This is a genomic window from Algoriphagus aquaeductus (assembly GCF_003253485.1).
Taxonomy (GTDB): domain Bacteria; phylum Bacteroidota; class Bacteroidia; order Cytophagales; family Cyclobacteriaceae; genus Algoriphagus; species Algoriphagus aquaeductus.
This window is the reverse complement of record NZ_QKTX01000007.1, coordinates 105,062-122,603: the sequence shown is the minus strand read 5'-3', so window position 1 is coordinate 122,603 and position 17,542 is coordinate 105,062. Positions and strand designations below refer to the sequence as shown.

At 42.3% G+C, this 17,542-nt stretch carries 12 protein-coding genes and 1 pseudogene; 5 read left to right on the top strand and 8 right to left on the bottom strand.

From position 1 onward, the window contains the following. Positions 1-3 precede the first annotated feature (3 nt). Positions 4-1,518, top strand: coding sequence for a DUF4301 family protein (locus tag CLV31_RS11135; RefSeq protein ID WP_111392967.1), 1,515 nt, complete (start codon positions 4-6; stop codon positions 1,516-1,518). Positions 1,519-1,811: 293 nt separating this feature from the next. On the opposite strand, the gene CLV31_RS11130 is transcribed toward CLV31_RS11135, so the two are convergent. Together CLV31_RS11130 and CLV31_RS11125 are read right to left on the bottom strand one after the other, a co-directional pair. Next, on the bottom strand, positions 1,812-2,726 hold the full coding sequence (locus tag CLV31_RS11130; protein WP_111392966.1) for a helix-turn-helix transcriptional regulator: 915 nt from the start codon (positions 2,724-2,726) through the stop codon (positions 1,812-1,814). Between the two features lie 324 nt (positions 2,727-3,050). Then, entirely contained in the window at positions 3,051-3,605 is a 555-nt protein-coding gene (locus CLV31_RS11125; RefSeq protein ID WP_111392965.1) for an REP-associated tyrosine transposase, read from the bottom strand. Between the two features lie 208 nt (positions 3,606-3,813). Between CLV31_RS11125 and CLV31_RS11120 the strand changes: the two genes are divergently transcribed. After that, positions 3,814-5,397, top strand: a complete 1,584-nt coding sequence (locus tag CLV31_RS11120; protein WP_111392964.1) for a hypothetical protein — start codon at positions 3,814-3,816, stop codon at positions 5,395-5,397. Here CLV31_RS11120 and CLV31_RS11115 read toward each other — a convergent pair. The 4 genes from CLV31_RS11115 to CLV31_RS11100 form a co-directional block, all read right to left on the bottom strand. Next, the gene (locus CLV31_RS11115; RefSeq protein WP_111392963.1) at positions 5,391-6,266 is read right to left on the bottom strand and encodes a DUF5777 family beta-barrel protein; all 876 of its coding nucleotides are present in this window, start codon (positions 6,264-6,266) and stop codon (positions 5,391-5,393) included. The genes CLV31_RS11120 and CLV31_RS11115 overlap by 7 nt on opposite strands. After that, positions 6,263-6,802, bottom strand: a complete 540-nt coding sequence (locus tag CLV31_RS11110; protein WP_111392962.1) for a YceI family protein — start codon at positions 6,800-6,802, stop codon at positions 6,263-6,265. The genes CLV31_RS11115 and CLV31_RS11110 overlap by 4 nt, the downstream gene beginning before the upstream one ends. Beyond that, entirely contained in the window at positions 6,799-7,299 is a 501-nt protein-coding gene (locus CLV31_RS11105) for a QcrA and Rieske domain-containing protein (protein WP_111392961.1), read from the bottom strand. The genes CLV31_RS11110 and CLV31_RS11105 overlap by 4 nt, the downstream gene beginning before the upstream one ends. A gap of 77 nt (positions 7,300-7,376) precedes the next feature. After that, positions 7,377-7,898 (bottom strand): hypothetical protein, encoded by a 522-nt coding sequence (locus tag CLV31_RS11100; RefSeq protein ID WP_111392960.1) that lies wholly within the window; start codon positions 7,896-7,898, stop codon positions 7,377-7,379. Positions 7,899-8,917: 1,019 nt separating this feature from the next. Between CLV31_RS11100 and smc the strand changes: the two genes are divergently transcribed. From smc to tnpA, 3 genes and pseudogenes are all read left to right on the top strand, one after another. Next, positions 8,918-12,457 (top strand): chromosome segregation protein SMC, encoded by a 3,540-nt coding sequence (gene smc / locus CLV31_RS11095; RefSeq protein WP_111392959.1) that lies wholly within the window; start codon positions 8,918-8,920, stop codon positions 12,455-12,457. 179 nt (positions 12,458-12,636) lie between these two features. After that, positions 12,637-13,467: pseudogene (locus CLV31_RS11090) on the top strand (KilA-N domain-containing protein). A gap of 494 nt (positions 13,468-13,961) precedes the next feature. Continuing rightward, a complete protein-coding gene (tnpA, locus tag CLV31_RS11085; protein ID WP_111392958.1) occupies positions 13,962-14,423 on the top strand; it encodes an IS200/IS605 family transposase in 462 nt (153 codons plus the stop codon). Positions 14,424-14,782: 359 nt separating this feature from the next. Here tnpA and CLV31_RS11080 read toward each other — a convergent pair whose 3' ends face one another. Continuing rightward, the gene (locus tag CLV31_RS11080; protein WP_111392957.1) at positions 14,783-16,153 is read right to left on the bottom strand and encodes an McrC family protein; all 1,371 of its coding nucleotides are present in this window, start codon (positions 16,151-16,153) and stop codon (positions 14,783-14,785) included. Beyond that, on the bottom strand, positions 16,150-17,535 hold the full coding sequence (locus tag CLV31_RS11075; RefSeq protein WP_111392956.1) for an McrB family protein: 1,386 nt from the start codon (positions 17,533-17,535) through the stop codon (positions 16,150-16,152). The genes CLV31_RS11080 and CLV31_RS11075 overlap by 4 nt, the downstream gene beginning before the upstream one ends. Between the last annotated feature and the right edge of the window lie 7 nt (positions 17,536-17,542).

Here is a 17,542-nt window from a genome sequence, read left to right as displayed (position 1 = left end):
AACATGAATCCGGAACTCTATACTAAAATTTTGGACCAGGGTATGGACCCTGCCACTGTCACCCAGCAGATAGATAACTTTAAAAACGGCTTTCCTTTTCTCAAAATCATTGCACCTGCCACGCCGGGTCATGGAATCAAAGTTTTAAATGCGGAGGAACTCAAACATTTTCTGGAGATATATCCCAAAAAAGCTTCCCAGAAAGAAATTGTAAAATTTGTACCTGCTTCAGGCGCTGCCTCAAGGATGTTTAAGGATCTTTTTTCATTCTTGGAAGGAGATGGAGATTTGGAGAAAAGCAGCTTCACCAAAAAGTTTATCCAAAACATTGAAAAATTTGCTTTCTACGAGGACTTGGACCTTTATCTCAGATCGCAGGGAAGTAGCATCGCTGCAAGTTTGGCAAGCAGAGATTACAAGAAAATCGTAGCTGCATTGCTTTCCGAAGAAGGTTTGGGCTATGGTTCGCTTCCCAAGGGACTTCTACGCTTTCACAAGTATCTAAATGAAAACCGTACTCCCGCTCATGAACACCTGATCGAAGGAGTACACTACGCTGTGGGCAAAGGAAATACAGTAAAAATCCATTTTACGGTTTCTCCGGAGCATGAAGAGAAGTTCAAAACAGAGATTGAATCAGTCCTACCCGGTATCCAGGAGGCCACAGGCTTGGCATTTGAGATTTCTTACTCTCAACAGAAAAAGTCCACGGATACTATTGCGGTGACGATGGACAACGAACCATTTGAAGAAGAAGATGGCAGTTTGCTTTTTAGACCCGCGGGTCATGGCGCTCTTTTGGAAAATCTGAATGATATCAAGGCAGACCTGATTTTTATCAAAAACATCGACAACGTCGTGCCTGACCGATTGAAATCGACCACTAAGGAGTATAAAATGGCGATCGGAGGATTGCTTTTGGAAGCACAGGAAAAAATCTTTGACGCCATCCGGGCCATGGACCAGGAAATCACCCATCAGTCTGTAGCTCAAGCTGCCCAAGTCTATCATGAAGTGCTGGGAGGGAAAATCCCGACCACAGAGTCTGGGCAATCCTTGGAAGAATTGGCGAGGTACATCAAGGACAAACTAAATCGGCCCATCCGAGTCTGTGGCATGGTGAAGAATACCGGCGAACCCGGAGGTGGACCTTTTTGGATTGAAGAAAAAGACGGTTCACATTCCCTCCAAATCCTTGAAACTGCCCAGATTGACCTAAATGACCCGAGTTCAAAAACCCAGATGATGGCATCTACCCACTTCAACCCGGTTGATTTGGTATGTGGTACAAAAGATTATCATGGGCGATCGTTTGATCTTCTGGAGTTTAGAGACATGCAGACGGGATTCATCACCGAAAAGTCAAAAAGCGGCAGAGATCTTAAAGCCTTGGAACTCCCCGGTCTTTGGAATGGGGCGATGGCAGGCTGGAACACCCTGTTTGTGGAAGTGCCGCTCATCACTTTCAACCCGGTAAAAACCGTCAATGATTTGCTGAGAGACGAGCATCAGGGCTGAAAAATTCAATAATCAAACTCAATGATCAATTTTCAGGGAATGCGGGGCAGTCTTGAAAATTGATCATTTTTATTTCAGCATTCCTATTTGAATTTTGATCATTGACAACTGATCATTGGAAATTGAAAATTTATAAAATATACGGAATCTTGCCAGTAGCATTTCTAAAGGTCAAAAGACCAAATTAACACCATATTATTGGGCATCTTCGGTCATCGGTCTTCCAGCCTAAAATCAGTGGAATATTCGTCAACTGGCAGAATAGCGTAGAATCAGTATTAATAATTGACTATTCAATAGCTGCCTTTCTCCAATTGCTCTTTAAGATAAGCCTTCATTTCCTCTCCTTCTTCTACCTTGACTTCGCCGGGTAGGCCAAGGATAAACCTCGCCAATCCAGGCAGGTGTGGGATTTCGCCCTGAAAATAATAGTGGTTTCGATTTTTGATTTGCATGAATGGGCGAGCATTGGGATGTTCTTCCTGCATCAATTGAAAGGCTTTTTTGCTCAACTTTAATTTTACCGGGTATTTGCCTTTTCCCGTAAATCCAAAAAGAGCCTGAGCCGGCAATTCATGTTTGGATTCAAATTGCCAGGGTTCAGAGCTGATTACCACCTCTCCTATCCGCTCAATTTTAAACATTTTCATGCTCTTGCTCTCGACCTCAAAGGCATGAATGTGCTCATAGTCTGAACCAAAACCCACCGGTTCGACTAAGCGATCCGAAACGGTATCACTGCTGAGTGAATAGTATTCTTTAAGCCAAACCCTTCTTTTAAGGGTCATGGCCTGACCTATCAAATCCACCTGACGGCCAAGGTGTGCTTTAAAAAGATGTTCGCTTCCTTGCTTGACCTCAGATTTGAGTTGAAGCTTTTGCAGAATGGAATCTTTAAGAAGATTGCCCTTACCCTGACTTTCGATCAGACCTTTAAGCCATTGATTTTCCTCTGAAGAAAAAGTGCTGTAAGTCGAAGTACCCGGAAGGTATTCGGGACGCTCCTGGATTTTGTATTTGCTAAACTCCTTGACCACCACAAAACCAAGTGCCTCCAAAAGCTTGAAATAGCGGTAAATCGTGCGTTCGTCTGTTTCCAGAAGTTCGGCAAGTCGGTGCACCGGTTTTCCGATAGTGCCTTGAAGAAGGTTGATCAACTTGAATACGCGAAGAATCTTTTGCTGCTCGATTTGTCCGGATTGTGCCATAGGTGGTGACGATTAGTGTCTAAAAGTAGAAAGAACCATTCAACCAACCGAATGGATTGACGCATATTGTCAGGGAATAAAGAAGAAGGGCTGATATGGAAAGGTTCAAGTCTATAATTGGACCTTCATGTATGCAGTCGCTAGCATGGTTCAAGTCTTCAAATCCTTTCTTGATCTCGAATTTTATACTTTCTACTCTGGACTGGTTCAAGTCTTCAGACTTGGACCTTAATGTATGCAGTCTTCAGACTGCACTTTTACAATTGAACCGGTTAAATTCTTCAGACTCCTTTTCTATATTCATAAATCCCCAAATACACTTTTCTATTCAATCAAAATCACATCAATCAGCTTTTCAGGATGGCCAGCGTAATTTTTAGCACTACTGTAAAGGTATTCTTCAGGTGATAAAACAATACCTGCCTCAACTGGATTTCTGTGGATGTAATTTAAACATCGATTGATTTTATCCTCTGTATTCAATTCAAAGGGATGGTTATGTTGCTGCCACACTTGATACATCGAATTATTAGGATTTGAATTTCCCGCTTTGGAAAAATGATGAATCAAAAAATTTCTTCGGCTTTCTTCCTGTAGTTCTTTGATCGTCTGAATGATTTTTAGAGAGGTAAACTTTTTAATATCTCGGATGATATCTTCGAGTTTTTGGTCACCACTCCTACCTAAAATGAGATGGGCATGACTTGACATGATACAATAGGCACATAAGTCCAGTCCTTTATTGGTTTGACAAAACCTTAAAGAGTCCAAAAAAATATCTCTGTAGACCTGCCTTGAAAATAAATCAATCCACTCAACGACTGTAAAAGTGACAAAATAAAGCCTTTCTTGATCTCGGATTTTATACTTCCTACTCATAAAAAATTACGTTAAAAATGAATATGAATTTATTAAAAAATACAGGATTTCAGAGGGTTAGGATTCAATTATTAGAATTTGCTAATCAAATCGGCAGCCTGAAGACTGCATACAGGTGGGTCCAAGACTGAAGTCTTGAACCAATCTAGATGGAGCCTTAAAACATACATTGACTTGAACCAACCACTCTTTCCCCTATTTTTACTTCATGGCCGCATTTTTAAGCAATAGAAATCCCAAATCCTTGGCGTTCGTGGCGGGATCAACTTTTCTTTTTCTGTACTGGCTCGTTGGTTTTGACGGGATTACCTTTTCGGATGATGTCTATTACTTACTAGCGGGGAAGAAGTTTTGGGAAGGCACCATGGAGGCCAATGCATATCACTTTTCCACCCGCTGGGGGGCTTATGTGCCATCAGGTCTGATTGGATATATTTTTGGGTTTGAGCCTCATCGGATTTCACTCATTTCCTTACTCAGTTACCTCGGGTCTCTTGCGCTATTGCTCAAGGCGCTTCCAACTAAATCCAATCCTTGGATCTTGGTTCTGTGGTTTTCCACCCAAGTTTATTTTCTTCATTTTCTCACCAAAGTCTATCCGGATTCCTTACTTGTTTTCTGGGTAGTTTTAATTCCTTTTTCTGCTGTATATAGAGATAAAAAGCCCTTTTTGGCTGCATTGGGGCTTGTTTCAGCGTTGTTTTTCGGATTTATGACCAAAGAGACTATCGTGCTTTTGGGCCCGTTACCGCTGGTTCTATACTTTTTCGATCGAAGGAAAAAAACCGCTAATTCGTCCTTTTACCTTTGGATTCTGGGAATCGGGTTCTTATTTGCTGCGGTTTATATCAGCTACTTTTGGCTTAAGTTTGGAGATCCATTTTATCGGATAGCCTCGATCAATGCCGGTCATTACATCTCCGAATTTACCTATGCCGACAAGGGGATCCGATCCATTCTCCGGAGAATAAGCTACCTGCCGATTATCACCCTTGTAGAACGTGGTTATTGGCTTTGGATAATCATGGCCTTGCCTTCACTTTGGCAAACCATGAAAAGAAAGAACAGACCAAGCCTCGAGTTTTCTATCGCAGCGTTACTCCTTATCGTGGGTTTTTGGCTGATGAGTTCAACCTTGGAGTTTTACAACCCCATCTATCTCAATCCCCGGCACCTGATTATTTTGGTCCCTATCTTAGCATTTTTGATTGCCTTAGGTTGGGAGGATTGGCAGGCGAAACCGAAAATGCGACGGGTGCTTTTAGCCATGTTATTGCTTGGTGTGGGGATCAGTCTTTTCCAAGGAGACTTTAAAATGGCTGGATTTCAAGGGGTGTTTTTTCTGTTGACAGGATCACCTTACCTGCCGTTTCGTTCAATTTTGTTAGTGGTGATTTTAGCTATTCCTGCCCTATTTTCAATTTTTTACCAGCAAAATCTCAAAAGCTATCCTTGTTTACTAATCACCTTAAATGAGGAGCTGAAAAAAGTTGGAAATCAGGAATTTATACTAGTCAATAACTTTATCGATTTCAGCAAGGAAGTTCTTCTGGACGGTAACTTTCAAGCTCAATCCAAACTGGTTGGGATTGAGAAAATCGATTCGGTCAAAAGCCTAAATCCTTCCCAAATCAAAGTATTGATTTACCGCTATTACCAACATGCCTATCCCAAAGAACAGGTGGATGTCGATGCCTTGGAAAAATGGCTCACTTCGGAGTATGTGCTTCAAGACGAAAAAGAAAAGGACCGGATTTGGGTCCGATCCTTTAAAAGAAAATCAAATCAATAACTTCGTTTTTTCTGGCCCAGGGCAAAAATCCGGTTGACATTAAATCCCAATCGGAATTCCTCCCCCGGCACGCCATTTCCTCCTGCCAATAGGTACTGTTCGTTAAGCGCCTGTGAGGTGACAAAGTACATCTGAAAGACGTGCCCCCCGGCTTCCACATCCCATCCGATCCCAAAATTGCTTCGGAGATCAGAGTTAAGGTTGGGGATGTATTGAAGGGTAAGAGAAGACCGGTCCGTCACCTTGATCTTACCGCTCATGCCTAGCGCTACATACAGATTTTGATCACCTTGTATTTGATAGATCTCCAGGGGATTGACAAAGTAACTGATCATGGGACTGAGCTGAAAGCTGATTTTGGGCGAAAATCTCCTCGCCAACATGACCTGAGCCGAGTAGGCCAATCGGTCATTGAAATCTGGTCGCTCCAAAGGACCCAGAAACTGATAGGGATTGCTTACCACCCCTGCGCCTCCAGCCAAACTTATCGACAAAGGAATCCGGTCATTCTGGGTTTGCTGAATCAGATGGTATCTGCCATACAGATTGTAAAACTTGTCCCGACTGCTTCTTGCAAAACCCAAAGACAACTTTTCACTCAACCCAAATTCAAAACTGAATTGAATATTGGCACCATTGTCCAATCCAAACAGGTTTTCTATTCCCCCATTTAATGTTCCAAATGTATGCATGATGGCAAAATGCATGGATTTCTTTTCCAGGGGTTCTACCGTCAGTAAATTGATGTGTCTTGGGGCGTGGAAAATCAAATCCACGGGAAGATCTTCGTTTTCCAGCTTTCGCTCCAACTGAGCAAATAGAGGAAGACTCCAACCTAAGACCAGCAGAAATAGAATAGTTTTTTTCATTTTTTAGGGTTCAAGGTTGCCTCGATACTCACCTGCTGCTCAGGTGCCAATTCGTAAAAGACCAATTTGGGGATTTCAATATTGTAATCACCCAAAGCGATGATCCACTCTGCCTTCAGTTCCAAACTCCCGTTGGCCAGCTTTTTTAGTATTCCTGACACAGTGACGTCACGCTCTACTCCGTGAATTTTAAACTTGCCCTTCACTTTAACCGCTTCCGGCGAAGCAGTGAGCTTGGGAACTGATTCAAATTTTCCGGTAAACTCCGCAAAAGGATATTTTTCTGTTTCGAGGTAATTTTCCCGCATATGTTTATCTCTGAGGCTAATCCCGGTTTTTAGCGTATTCAGATCCAGGTAAAAGTCCACCAGATTTTTCTCTACATCGATCAGTCCTTTTAGATTTTTTGATTCCCCGGTAAACTCACTCAAAGGAGCCTTGGATAGAAATATGGCCTTTCCTCCTTGAGTTTGAAATTCCTGTGCACGGACTGAAAATGCAAAGGAGAAGAGCACCAAAAAAAGTAGAAGCCTCATCGGGTGATGGTTAAGGTTGTACCGCTAAGTTGCGTGGTGTACTGTTGCAAGGGCGATGCTGCCGGTCCCTGCAATACTCTGCCTGATGGGTCAAAAACCGAACCGTGGCAGGTACAGGTAAAACGGTTGTTTGCAAAAGTCCAACTGTCAAAACAACCCGAATGGGTACATACCGAGGTCATTGCCACATAAGAACCGTTGACATTGGCTACCAAGGTTCGGGCATTTTGGATTAATAACCAACCTCCCGAGGCGGCCAGCCGGGTCTGAACAGAAAGATCGATCCTCACGGTGGTGCCGGAAATTGTAATTCCGTTGGGCTGATCTCCGCTTGGAGGATTATTGGGATTGTTGGGGTCTGCGTCTTCAGTACTTGAGCAGGATGTAAAAAAGGCCACCCCAAAAGTGCTCATTATGGTAGCCAAGCCCGCTTTTTCAATGAATTTTCTCCTGGAATCTGTTAAACTTCCCCCTATGGATTCGATGTGCTTTCCCATGATAGATTGATTGTTTCGTTTGTTTGATTACATACGAATTATCAATCGATTCAGATCGAAAAGGTTTAGGCTTAGCTTTAAAAATGTTTGGGTCTTAGGATCTCGCTTACAATGATGGCTTCCCGTACTGTTTTGGGATTTTTGAGCAGCTCAGCATAAGGATTTACTTTTTTGGGCGAGGATTCCCACTGGGGAGTCTTTTTGATTTGTGGTTCAGCAAACTTTTTGTTTGCCATAGATTGGTAAGGATTATTCTTTGCCGGAAAACCGAATGCCCCTTCGTAATAGGTGGCTTCATCATCTACTTCCTCGACAGGTTCAAATCTCTTCTTCTGTTGGACCTTTGCCTCGGGGAAATTTGGTGGAATTGGCCTAGCCCGAGCAGGTTCAGGCATTGGAGGTCTTGGTGTTTCAGCAGCAGGTGGATTCTGGGCATTTCGGATCTCTTTGAGTATTTCTTCAAAGGTCAGCCCTTTTTGAGGCGCTTGAGGTTGATTTTCACCGGAATCCGGAACATCCATAGATTTTTTCTTCTTGGAGGCCTGATAGATAAAATAAGCAATGATGGCGATGATGTAAATGATCTGTCCTAAATCCATGAGGACAATTTAAATTAAAATCGGATTGAAAATGAAATACAGTTGAAATACAGTTGAAATACAGTTGAAATACAGTTGAAATATGTTCCCTTCGGTCGCGAAATAAATTGATATAGAATTACGATTGACGACTGACGATTTACGACCAGCAGAGGAATTCCAAACCTTGAACTATCCTCAAACCCCTATCTCACCGACCGCAGGGAGGTATATCTCACGTAGCATATTTCACTGAGGGCAGCGAAGTATATCTCGCGCAGCTTATCTCCGGATTTACGATTGACGACTGACGATTTACGACCAGCAGAGGAATTCCAAACCTTGAACTATCCTCAAACCCCTATCTCACCGACCGCAGGGAGGTATATCTCACGTAGCATATTTCACTGTGCGCAGCGAAGTTTATTTCACGCAGTGTATCTCCGGATTTACGATTGACGATTTACGACCTGCCAATAAACTTCCATCCTCGAACCACCACCAAACCCTTATCTCACCGACCGCAGGGAGGTATATTTCACTGAGCGCAGCGAAGTGTATTTCGCATCGCTTATCTCATGAAGTATATCTCACCGACCGCAGGGAGGTATATCTCACGTAGCATATTTCACTGAGCGCAGCGAAGTATATCTCGCGCAGCTTATCTCCGGATTTACGATTGACGACTGACGATTTACGACCTGCCAATGAACTTCCATCCTCGAACCACCACCAAACCCTTATCTCACCGACCGCAGGGAGGTATATTTCACTGAGCCCAGCGAAGTGTATTTCGCGCAGCATATCTCTGGATTTACGATTTACGACCAGCCAATGAACTCCCAACCTCGAACCACCACCAAACCCCTATCTCACCGACCGCAGGGAGGTATACCTCGCGTAGCATATTTCACTAAACGCAGCGAAGTATATTTCGCAAAGCATATTTCGCTGAGCGAAGCAAAGCATATCTCATCAAAATATTGCCAATTCCATCCTTTCCCCCTATTTTGAAAGCTTAATCGCGAGGAAAAAAGAGCATGCTGCTTAGCAAACTGGAAATCAAAGGATTCAAAAGTTTTGGGGATAAAATGGTCATCCACTTCGACAAAGGTATCACCGGTGTCGTGGGTCCAAATGGCTGTGGCAAATCCAACGTAGTTGATGCCATCCGTTGGGTGCTCGGGGAGCAAAAATCCCGAATGCTACGCTCCGACAAGATGGAAAACGTCATCTTCAATGGCACCAAAAACCGTAAGCCCACTAACATGGCGGAGGTGTCTTTGACTTTTGAAAACACCAAAAACCTCCTCCCTACCGAATACACGCACGTCACCATCACCCGTCGCTACTACCGCACCGGGGAAAGCGAATACCAAATCAACGGAGTCACCTGCCGCCTGAAGGACATCACCAACCTCTTCATGGACACGGGAATCACCTCCAACTCCTATGCGATCATCGAACTCAAGATGATTGAGGAGTTGCTCAATGACAAAAACAACTCCCGACGCGAGCTTTTCGAAGAAGCGGCCGGGATCTCCAAGTTTAAAAACCGTAAAAGAGAAACACTCCGCAAACTTGAGGATACCGATGCTGATTTGGCAAGGGTTGAGGACTTGCTGTTTGAGATTGATAAGAATCTCAAATCGCTGGAAAAACAGGCCAAGCAGGCTGCCAAGTACTTTGAAATCAAAGCCGACTATCGCTTGGCGAGTATCAACTTGGCCAAAAAATCCATCGAGCAATACGCTCAGGCTCTGATTGAAGCCAATTCAAAAATCACACAGGAATCCGACCGTAAGCTCCAAGTTCAAACCCAAATCGCGGACCTGGAGGCCCAACTCAGCGAACTTAAAGCCGATCTGATCCACAAGGAAAAGCTCCTTTCCTCCCGCCAAAAGACACTCAACGAGCATGTCAATAAAATCCGAGCCTTTGAGTCGGAGAAGAAAATCAAAAACGAACGACTCCGGTTTCTCGAGGATCGCTCTCAAGCTTTGCGCGAACAGATCGATAATGACCGCAAGTCAAACGACCGGGCGGGCTTTTCCATCCGCTCTCTTCAGCAGGAAAAAGAGTCGGCAGAAAAGATCCTGGGTGAAAAAGAATTTGTGGTTTCCCAACTCCGGGAGGAATACGATGCCCAAAAGCTCGTGACTTCTGAAAAGCAGCAAACCCAAAAAGAAGTTGCGCTGCGCTTCGAAAGTCTCAAAGAACGTGTCTACCAACTCGACAAGGAAGTCGAAATCAAGCAAATCCAGCTCAGCACCCTCAAGCAGGAACTCGAACGTACCTCTTCGGATGACAGCTCGCAGGAAGCCAATTTGGTGGAGTTTGAGGATAAAATGGCGGAGCTGAAAGAACAACTCGATGCCGCTCAATCTTCCTATGCGACCCTGAAATCCAAGCAGGAAGATCAGGATCAGAAGATCGAGGAAACCAACCGCGTGATCGAAATGATCCGTGAAGAGCTCACCACTTCTTCCCGCAAGCTCGACTCCAAAACCAACGAATTCAATCTGACCAAATCCCTGGTTGAAAATCTCGAAGGTTTCCCTGAAGCCATCAAATTTCTCAAGAAAAACGACTCTTGGGGCAAGGATATTCCCCTCCTCTCCGACTTGCTCACTACCGATGAAAAGTATCGGGTGACCATCGAAAACTACCTCGAAAGCTACATGAACTACTATGTGGTGGACACCGAGGTGCAGGCGATCGCAGCGATTCAGTTGCTCAGCGATGCGGCGAGAGGCAAGGCCAATTTCTTTGTATTGGAGCATTTTGAGCGATTTAAGCCCAGCCAAAGCAAGCTTTTCGCCAATGCCATCGCGGCCACGGAGATCATCGAGTTTGATGTCAAGTACAGCCGATTGATCAATTTTATCCTGGACAATGTCTACCTCGTACAGGGGGATTACAAGGATTTTCCAACCGACCCGGATTGCGTATTTCTCTCCGAAACGGGTAAATACACCAAGCGCAAGTTTTCCATCTCGGGTGGTTCGGTGGGCCTTTTCGAAGGAAAGCGAATCGGCCGTGCCAAAAACCTGGAGAAGCTTGACAAGGAAATCAAAGACCTGAGCAAAAAGGTAAGCACTACACGATCCAACCTCGATCAGAAGCTCAGCGACTTGCTCAAGCTCAAGGAAGTCAGCTACAAAAAAGCCCTTGAAGAAAGCCAATTGGCCATCAACGAGCTCAATTCGGCCTATGTCTCCATCCGTACCAAAAAGGAACAGCTTGCCGAGCTACTCAGCTCGAATGCCAATAAGCGGGAAGATATCCTGGATCGCATTGCGAACTTGGAAGAAAGCTTGACCGAGATTCAGCCCCGATTGGCGGAGGAAAAGGAGCAGTTTGACAGTTTGGCGGAGCAGGTGGCGCTACTGACGGAGGAAGTGGAAGCCGAAAACAAACGCTTGGCAGAGAAGTCCCAAACCTTCAATCAGGAAAACATTACCTATATCCAACAGGTCAACCGCGTCAACAGTCTGGAGCAGGAGATCGAATTCAAGCAAAATGCTTTCGAAAGCTCCAAAGAGCGGATCGAAAAGTCCCAAGCCGAACTCGCCAACCTGGATGCTGAAATCAAGACCCTTTTGGACAACAACGAGGTCAAGGACGACGAACTGATCGAACTCTACTCCGAAAAGGAAAGTATCGAGCGGGGCGTGACCGAGGCAGAAAAAGACTATTACGGCGCACGTGGCCTGATCGATGAGACCGATACCCGCATCCGCAGCCTGCAAAAGTCCAAGGAAAGCTTTGACCACCTGCTCAGCGAACTCCAAAACGCCATCAACGAGATCAAGCTCAAGATGAGCGGAATGAAGGAACGACTGAGCGTGGAATTCGAACTGGATCTGGATCAGTTGATGGAAGAAAATCCAGTTCTGGATCCTGAATTCGCGGATTTTGCCGAAGAAGAGCTGCGTGATTTGGTGCGAAAGCAAAAGGAAAGACTGGAAAAAATCGGTCCGATCAACCCGATGGCCATGGAAGCCTACGATGAGATCAAGATCCGATACGACTTTATCACTACTCAGAAAGCAGACTTGGTCAAAGCTAAAGAATCTTTGTTGTCAACCATTTCCGAGATCGATCAGGTGGCTAAGGATACCTTCTTGGATGCCTTTGGCAAGATCAAGGAAAACTTTGTGAAGGTCTTCCGCTCCCTCTTTACCGAGCAGGACGACTGCGACCTGACTTTGGTCGATCCGGAGAATCCTTTGGAATCCCCGATCGAGATCATGGCCAAGCCCAAGGGCAAGCGTCCCCTGACCATCAACCAGCTGAGCGGTGGAGAAAAGACCCTGACGGCCACTTCCCTACTCTTCTCCATCTACCTGCTGAAGCCTGCGCCTTTCTGTATCTTCGACGAGGTGGATGCTCCGCTGGACGATGCCAACATCGACAAGTTCAATCAGATCATCCAAAAGTTCAGCTCCGAGAGCCAGTTTATCATCGTGACGCACAATAAACGCACCATGGCAAGCACGGATATCATGTATGGCGTAACGATGATCGAAGCGGGCGTGTCGAGGGTGGTACCGGTGGATTTGAGGGAGTTGGCCTAACGTCATTGCGAGGAGGAGGCACGACGACGAAGCAATCTCCTACCTGTAGTAGGTTCAGAGTTCGTTGTTCGTGGTTTAGCCTTTAGCATTCTACGAGTTGGCATCTTTGTTTCTTTTAGGCTTGAGGCTCAATCCTTATATTTAATTCGTAATCAACTTTTTAAACCAAATACACTTTTATGGCAAAAGGAAAGAAAATATCGGTTCAGGGTACGGAGATCACAATCCTGAATACCAATCAGGATGATTTTATCTCTCTAACGGATTTAGCGAGGCATAAAGATCCACTTCATACTGATACCATAATTCAAAATTGGTTGAGGAACAGAAACACGATTGAATTATTGGGGCTATGGGAGCAGATGTACAATCCGGATTTTAAACCCCTCGAATTCGAGGGGTTTAGAAAACAATCTGGATTAAACAGTTTTGTTCTTACTCCGAAAAGATGAATTGAATCCACAAATGCAATTGGAATCACCTCAAAACAAGGCAGATACGGCGGCACATTTGCTCATAAGGATATCGCACTTGAATTCGCCTCGTGGATTTCAATAGAGTTCAAACTTTATTTGATCAAAGAATTTCAGCGTCTAAAAGAGGATGAAAACAACCGACTAAAGCTGGAATGGAACTTCCAACGAACCCTAGCCAAAGTCAACTATCATATCCATACCGATGCGATCAAAGAAAATCTAATCCCTTCTGCAATCTCCAAAACTCAAGCAGCTATCATCTATGCGAATGAAGCCGATGTACTGAATATGGCCTTGTTTGGAAAAACAGCCAAACAGTGGAGAGATCAGAATCCCGAAAAATCCGGAAACGTCCGAGACTATGCGACCCTAGAACAACTCGTGGTCCTATCCAACATGGAAAGTACATATGCCCTGCTGATTCATCAAGGCCTCTCCCAACCCAATCGCTTAATCCACCTCAACCAACTCGCGATCACTCAAATGACTTCTTTGGTGAGACGCCGAAATAATTTGACTGAATTAAGAAGTTGAAAATCGGAAATGAGCCTTATTTTAGCAATGCAACAAGCGCAATCGAACCAGTTCCGAGAGCCAGTTTATCATCGTGGCGCACAACAAGCGCACTAGGACCAGCACGGATATCATGTATGGCGTAACGATGATTGAGGCAGGCGTTTCGAGGGTGGTACCGGTGGATTTGAGGGAGTTGGCGTAACCTGATTGCGCCTGTCCGCCGTGGTGGAAACGAGCCACGAGGGCCAAGCAATCTCCTACAATTTGCAAATTTGAAGTTCGAGATTTGAAATTTGGGTTCGAGGTTCAGAGTTCAATTTGACCCAGAATGGGTCTCATGTTTATAGCACATATCATCTTTAGTTGAACCACGACCCAAAAGGGGTCGAATGATTTTTTAGTAAGAGATGACATTAAAAAGTAAATTAGGTTCTTAAATAAGCTCATAACAAAGTCTTATCGAGCTGAAAAACAAGCTCTAACAAGAATCTTTAACCTAACCAAGAAAAGCTATGACAGGTACTTTTTCACAAATCTATATCCAAGTGGTTTTTGCTGTGCATGGCAGAAACTCATTGATTTCCCTGACTTGGGAAGAGGAATTATACAAATACATAACAGGAATCATCACCCATAAAGGGCAAAAGTTAATTGCCATCAATGGAATGCCCGATCATATTCATTTTTTGATTGGTATCAAACCGAGTTGTTGTCTATCGGATTTGGTCAGGGAAATCAAAAAATCATCGAACGAATGGATAAATGCAAAGGGCTTTTCTAAAACCAAGTTTAAATGGCAGGACGGCTACGGCGCTTTCTCTTATTCGCATTCAAGTTTGAATACCGTCATAAACTACATTCAAAAGCAAAAGGACCACCATCAAAAAAAAACGTTCAAAGAGGAATACTTCGATTTTTTAAAAAAATTTGAGATTGAATTCAAAGATGACTATCTGTTTGAATGGATAGAATAGAATTCAGTATAGGTACGACCCCTTCTGGGTCGAGGTGAATTAGGGGGGATTTTTTCTAGAAACATAAGATCCTTTCAGGATCATTTTCTTTCCGAAAATTTATCAGGAATTTGAGCAACATTTAGCAGCATTTCCAATTAAATCAGAAGATCCAAAATGAGTCTTATGTTTATCGCACCATTGATTTAATAAGTCCCTACAACCCCAAGGGGGGCGAATGCAATGGAAGATCAAATTTAGCCACACCACCTTCCCCACCTCAACCCATTAGCGATCACTCAAATGGCTTCTTTGGTGAGGCATAGGAGGAGTTTGGGGGAATTGAAAAATTGAAAAATCAAAAAAGTCTTTACTGAATTTTAATTGATAAACTCTAAGCTATTTATTTCATTAATTATTAGCCGTTTAACTTCTGAAATACAATCTTTTTTAAGCGGTACTCCTAAAATGAAAATGGTATTATTAACACTATTAATCCCATTTTTATATGAAATACTTTTTATTTCTAAGCATTCAGAAGGGTAACATAGAATTCCAATTTTATTTTCGGATTTACTAAAAGAAGAATAAGCCATAATTTGATGTAGATCATGTCTGTGATCTTCTTTTAACAAATCACTTTTGTCGAATTTATTATAAAGATTTGATTTATACTTAGCATCAATAAAAACCAATAGATTTTCCTTTTGAAAAATAGCGTCAGGCTCAATATGCTTTAATTCCCATGAATAGTGTTTTGAAGTCCTTGAATGAAACTTGAAATTAGGATACAGTCTCCCACCAATTTCTTTGGCAGCTTGTTTAAATATGTATTGTATAAACTTCTCGAATACATCTGAAAAGTCAACACGCCATGCAGTGCTGTCTACAAGGTTAAAGTTTAAAACCCTATTAGCTTGCTCTTTGCAGGCTTTCACAATTGGACTGTCGGAAAATCGGATCGTGATTTTATTGGTTGATTTTGGTTTATGATGATATAATAGTTCTTCAAGAAAACTCAATTTGGTTCGCAAAATATTCTTAATTCTCTGCGGTGTATTGGCTGAAAGCAATTCACTTTTACAAATGTCAAAAACAAATCTAATTTCCGAATATTCAGAATGAAATTCACTCAATACATTTGTTCTTGCTGGAAATTTCAACTTGTTTTCAACTTTGAATTCGTTGTTTATATATTTTGTCCAATTGATTTGACCAGTAGGCTGACTTGATACCTTTTCAATATTGTCAAACTTTCTCCACGGTCTCATTGTAAGTTTTTCAAGAGCGGCTAAGAATTTCACAGCCTCTAAATACAATGGAGGTCTGAAATTTTTTCCAGAAGCTAAGGGTAAACTATCAATAACCTGAGGACTAATTTCAGTTCCAAGCAAGTTCAGAATTTCAATATAGTCCTCAAATCTGTCAAACCCTGTAAACCTGGGTATAACTACAAAGTCACCGATTTGCTTTCCTGTGTCTGGTGCTCTTAAAGGAATTGAGCCTATGAACTCAGAAGAACGAAATGTTAATGCAGTGCTTTGGTCTGAACCAACAATATAAGGTTGTACGCCAAGAAACTTAAATTGCTCAGAATTATAATCAATAAACTTTTGGAGGTATTGCCCGATATATCTTTTATCAGCTTTTGGAAACCATTTTTTATGTAAAAAAGAACCACTTAATAATCTTGACTTTTCAGTTAGACAAGGTATTTCCTCAAACACATCTATTGTTTTTATTTCAATCATTCAAAAATTGATATTTTTAATCGATCATAAAAGTATTTATTGAATTCTTCTTTGGCGTTTCTCAAAAGCCCTTCTTGCAGATATTCTTTTATCAAAGGTAATATTTCATAACGAATACGATTTTTCATTTCGTTATCGGTGTTTGCAATGAAATAGCCTTGTCCTGGTTGTAAATTTAATTCAGTACTTGTGGCATACCAATCAAATATTTCTTGAATTCGATTAAAGTCTTCTTTAAAAAACTGATTCGAATTAATTGCTTTAGGTTTTAATGTATACCATGCAAAACGTCTTCTAAGTGCAAAGTCAACAACGGCCAAACTCCTGTCGGCTGTGTTCATTGTGGCAATTACAGAAAAGTTGTCAGGCAGTTTATTTATTTTAAAATTGGGAGCAATTTCAATTTCTACATTAGAAATATCCATTTTATGTTCAAATAGATAAAAAATAGGTCCCAATACATTGGAGAGATTAGCCCTGTTTATTTCGTCAATGATTAAAATGACATTTTCATATTTATGGTCAACGGCATATTTTAAAGCCTCTGAGAAGTTACCTAAATTTTCTTTATATCTCAGTTCTTCGTTTTCTGTGTCAGGTCGAATACCAAAAATAAAATCGGAAAAACTAGTTTCTGCGTGAAATTGAGTGAAGAATGTTTTTGCTCCTATTTTGTCCGCAACACTTTTTGCAGTTCTTGTTTTTCCAGTTCCTGGAGGCCCTTGAAGAACTATATACTTTCTTTCTTTTAAAAGATTTTTCAATTCCTCAGATTCATCAGTTGTTTCTGTTTTTAAAAATGACTCTAAAGCCTCTGAAACGGCTTTCCTATGGTCATTATTAGTAGGCCAATCTCTAAGCTTTGAATAACCTGCTACAAAGGCAGCAATTATTTGCTTTCCTTTTGCGCTTTCTGGGTCATCAACTATCTGGCAAGCTGGTAATACTTTTGTGTAAGTTTTAATAGTATTTTTTATATGCTGCAAATCCTGGATACCAGTTATTGATTTTGGCAAGCTTGTCTCGATGTCAGCGAAATCCGATTTACAAAATCCTCTTTCGTCGATCAGCTTTGAAAATAATCTTCTGAGTCCAGGATAGGTTGCGAGTTCATAGTCATTTTTGAAACCACTTGAACCAATTCCTAGACATACTAACCAAGGTTTGTTTTGGTCGTTTGGAAAAATGGTCAATGAAAAGTCATGAAATGGTCCGGAACCTTCCTCTTCTGGATGAATAAAACCAAAAAAAGCACCATTATCCTTAAGTGCATCTGTTCCTACATTTTTTCTAAAAACGTAAGGCTTATTAAATTCTAAGTCTGGTTTTGCACCAAATTTTACCGCACAATCAACAATAAAATCAATTACTCCATCAATCATTTTCTAT

Coding starts and splice junctions, on each gene's coding strand:
- CLV31_RS11075 (WP_111392956.1), bottom strand. CDS start 17,535: ATGATTGATGGAGTAATTGATTTTATTGTTGATTGTGCGGTAAAATTT.
- CLV31_RS11105 (WP_111392961.1), bottom strand. CDS start 7,299: ATGGGAAAGCACATCGAATCCATAGGGGGAAGTTTAACAGATTCCAGG.
- CLV31_RS11080 (WP_111392957.1), bottom strand. CDS start 16,153: ATGATTGAAATAAAAACAATAGATGTGTTTGAGGAAATACCTTGTCTA.
- CLV31_RS11100 (WP_111392960.1), bottom strand. CDS start 7,898: ATGGATTTAGGACAGATCATTTACATCATCGCCATCATTGCTTATTTT.
- CLV31_RS11120 (WP_111392964.1), top strand. CDS start 3,814: ATGGCCGCATTTTTAAGCAATAGAAATCCCAAATCCTTGGCGTTCGTG.
- CLV31_RS11135 (WP_111392967.1), top strand. CDS start 4: ATGAATCCGGAACTCTATACTAAAATTTTGGACCAGGGTATGGACCCT.
- CLV31_RS11110 (WP_111392962.1), bottom strand. CDS start 6,802: ATGAGGCTTCTACTTTTTTTGGTGCTCTTCTCCTTTGCATTTTCAGTC.
- CLV31_RS11125 (WP_111392965.1), bottom strand. CDS start 3,605: ATGAGTAGGAAGTATAAAATCCGAGATCAAGAAAGGCTTTATTTTGTC.
- tnpA (WP_111392958.1), top strand. CDS start 13,962: ATGACAGGTACTTTTTCACAAATCTATATCCAAGTGGTTTTTGCTGTG.
- CLV31_RS11115 (WP_111392963.1), bottom strand. CDS start 6,266: ATGAAAAAAACTATTCTATTTCTGCTGGTCTTAGGTTGGAGTCTTCCT.
- CLV31_RS11130 (WP_111392966.1), bottom strand. CDS start 2,726: ATGGCACAATCCGGACAAATCGAGCAGCAAAAGATTCTTCGCGTATTC.
- smc (WP_111392959.1), top strand. CDS start 8,918: ATGCTGCTTAGCAAACTGGAAATCAAAGGATTCAAAAGTTTTGGGGAT.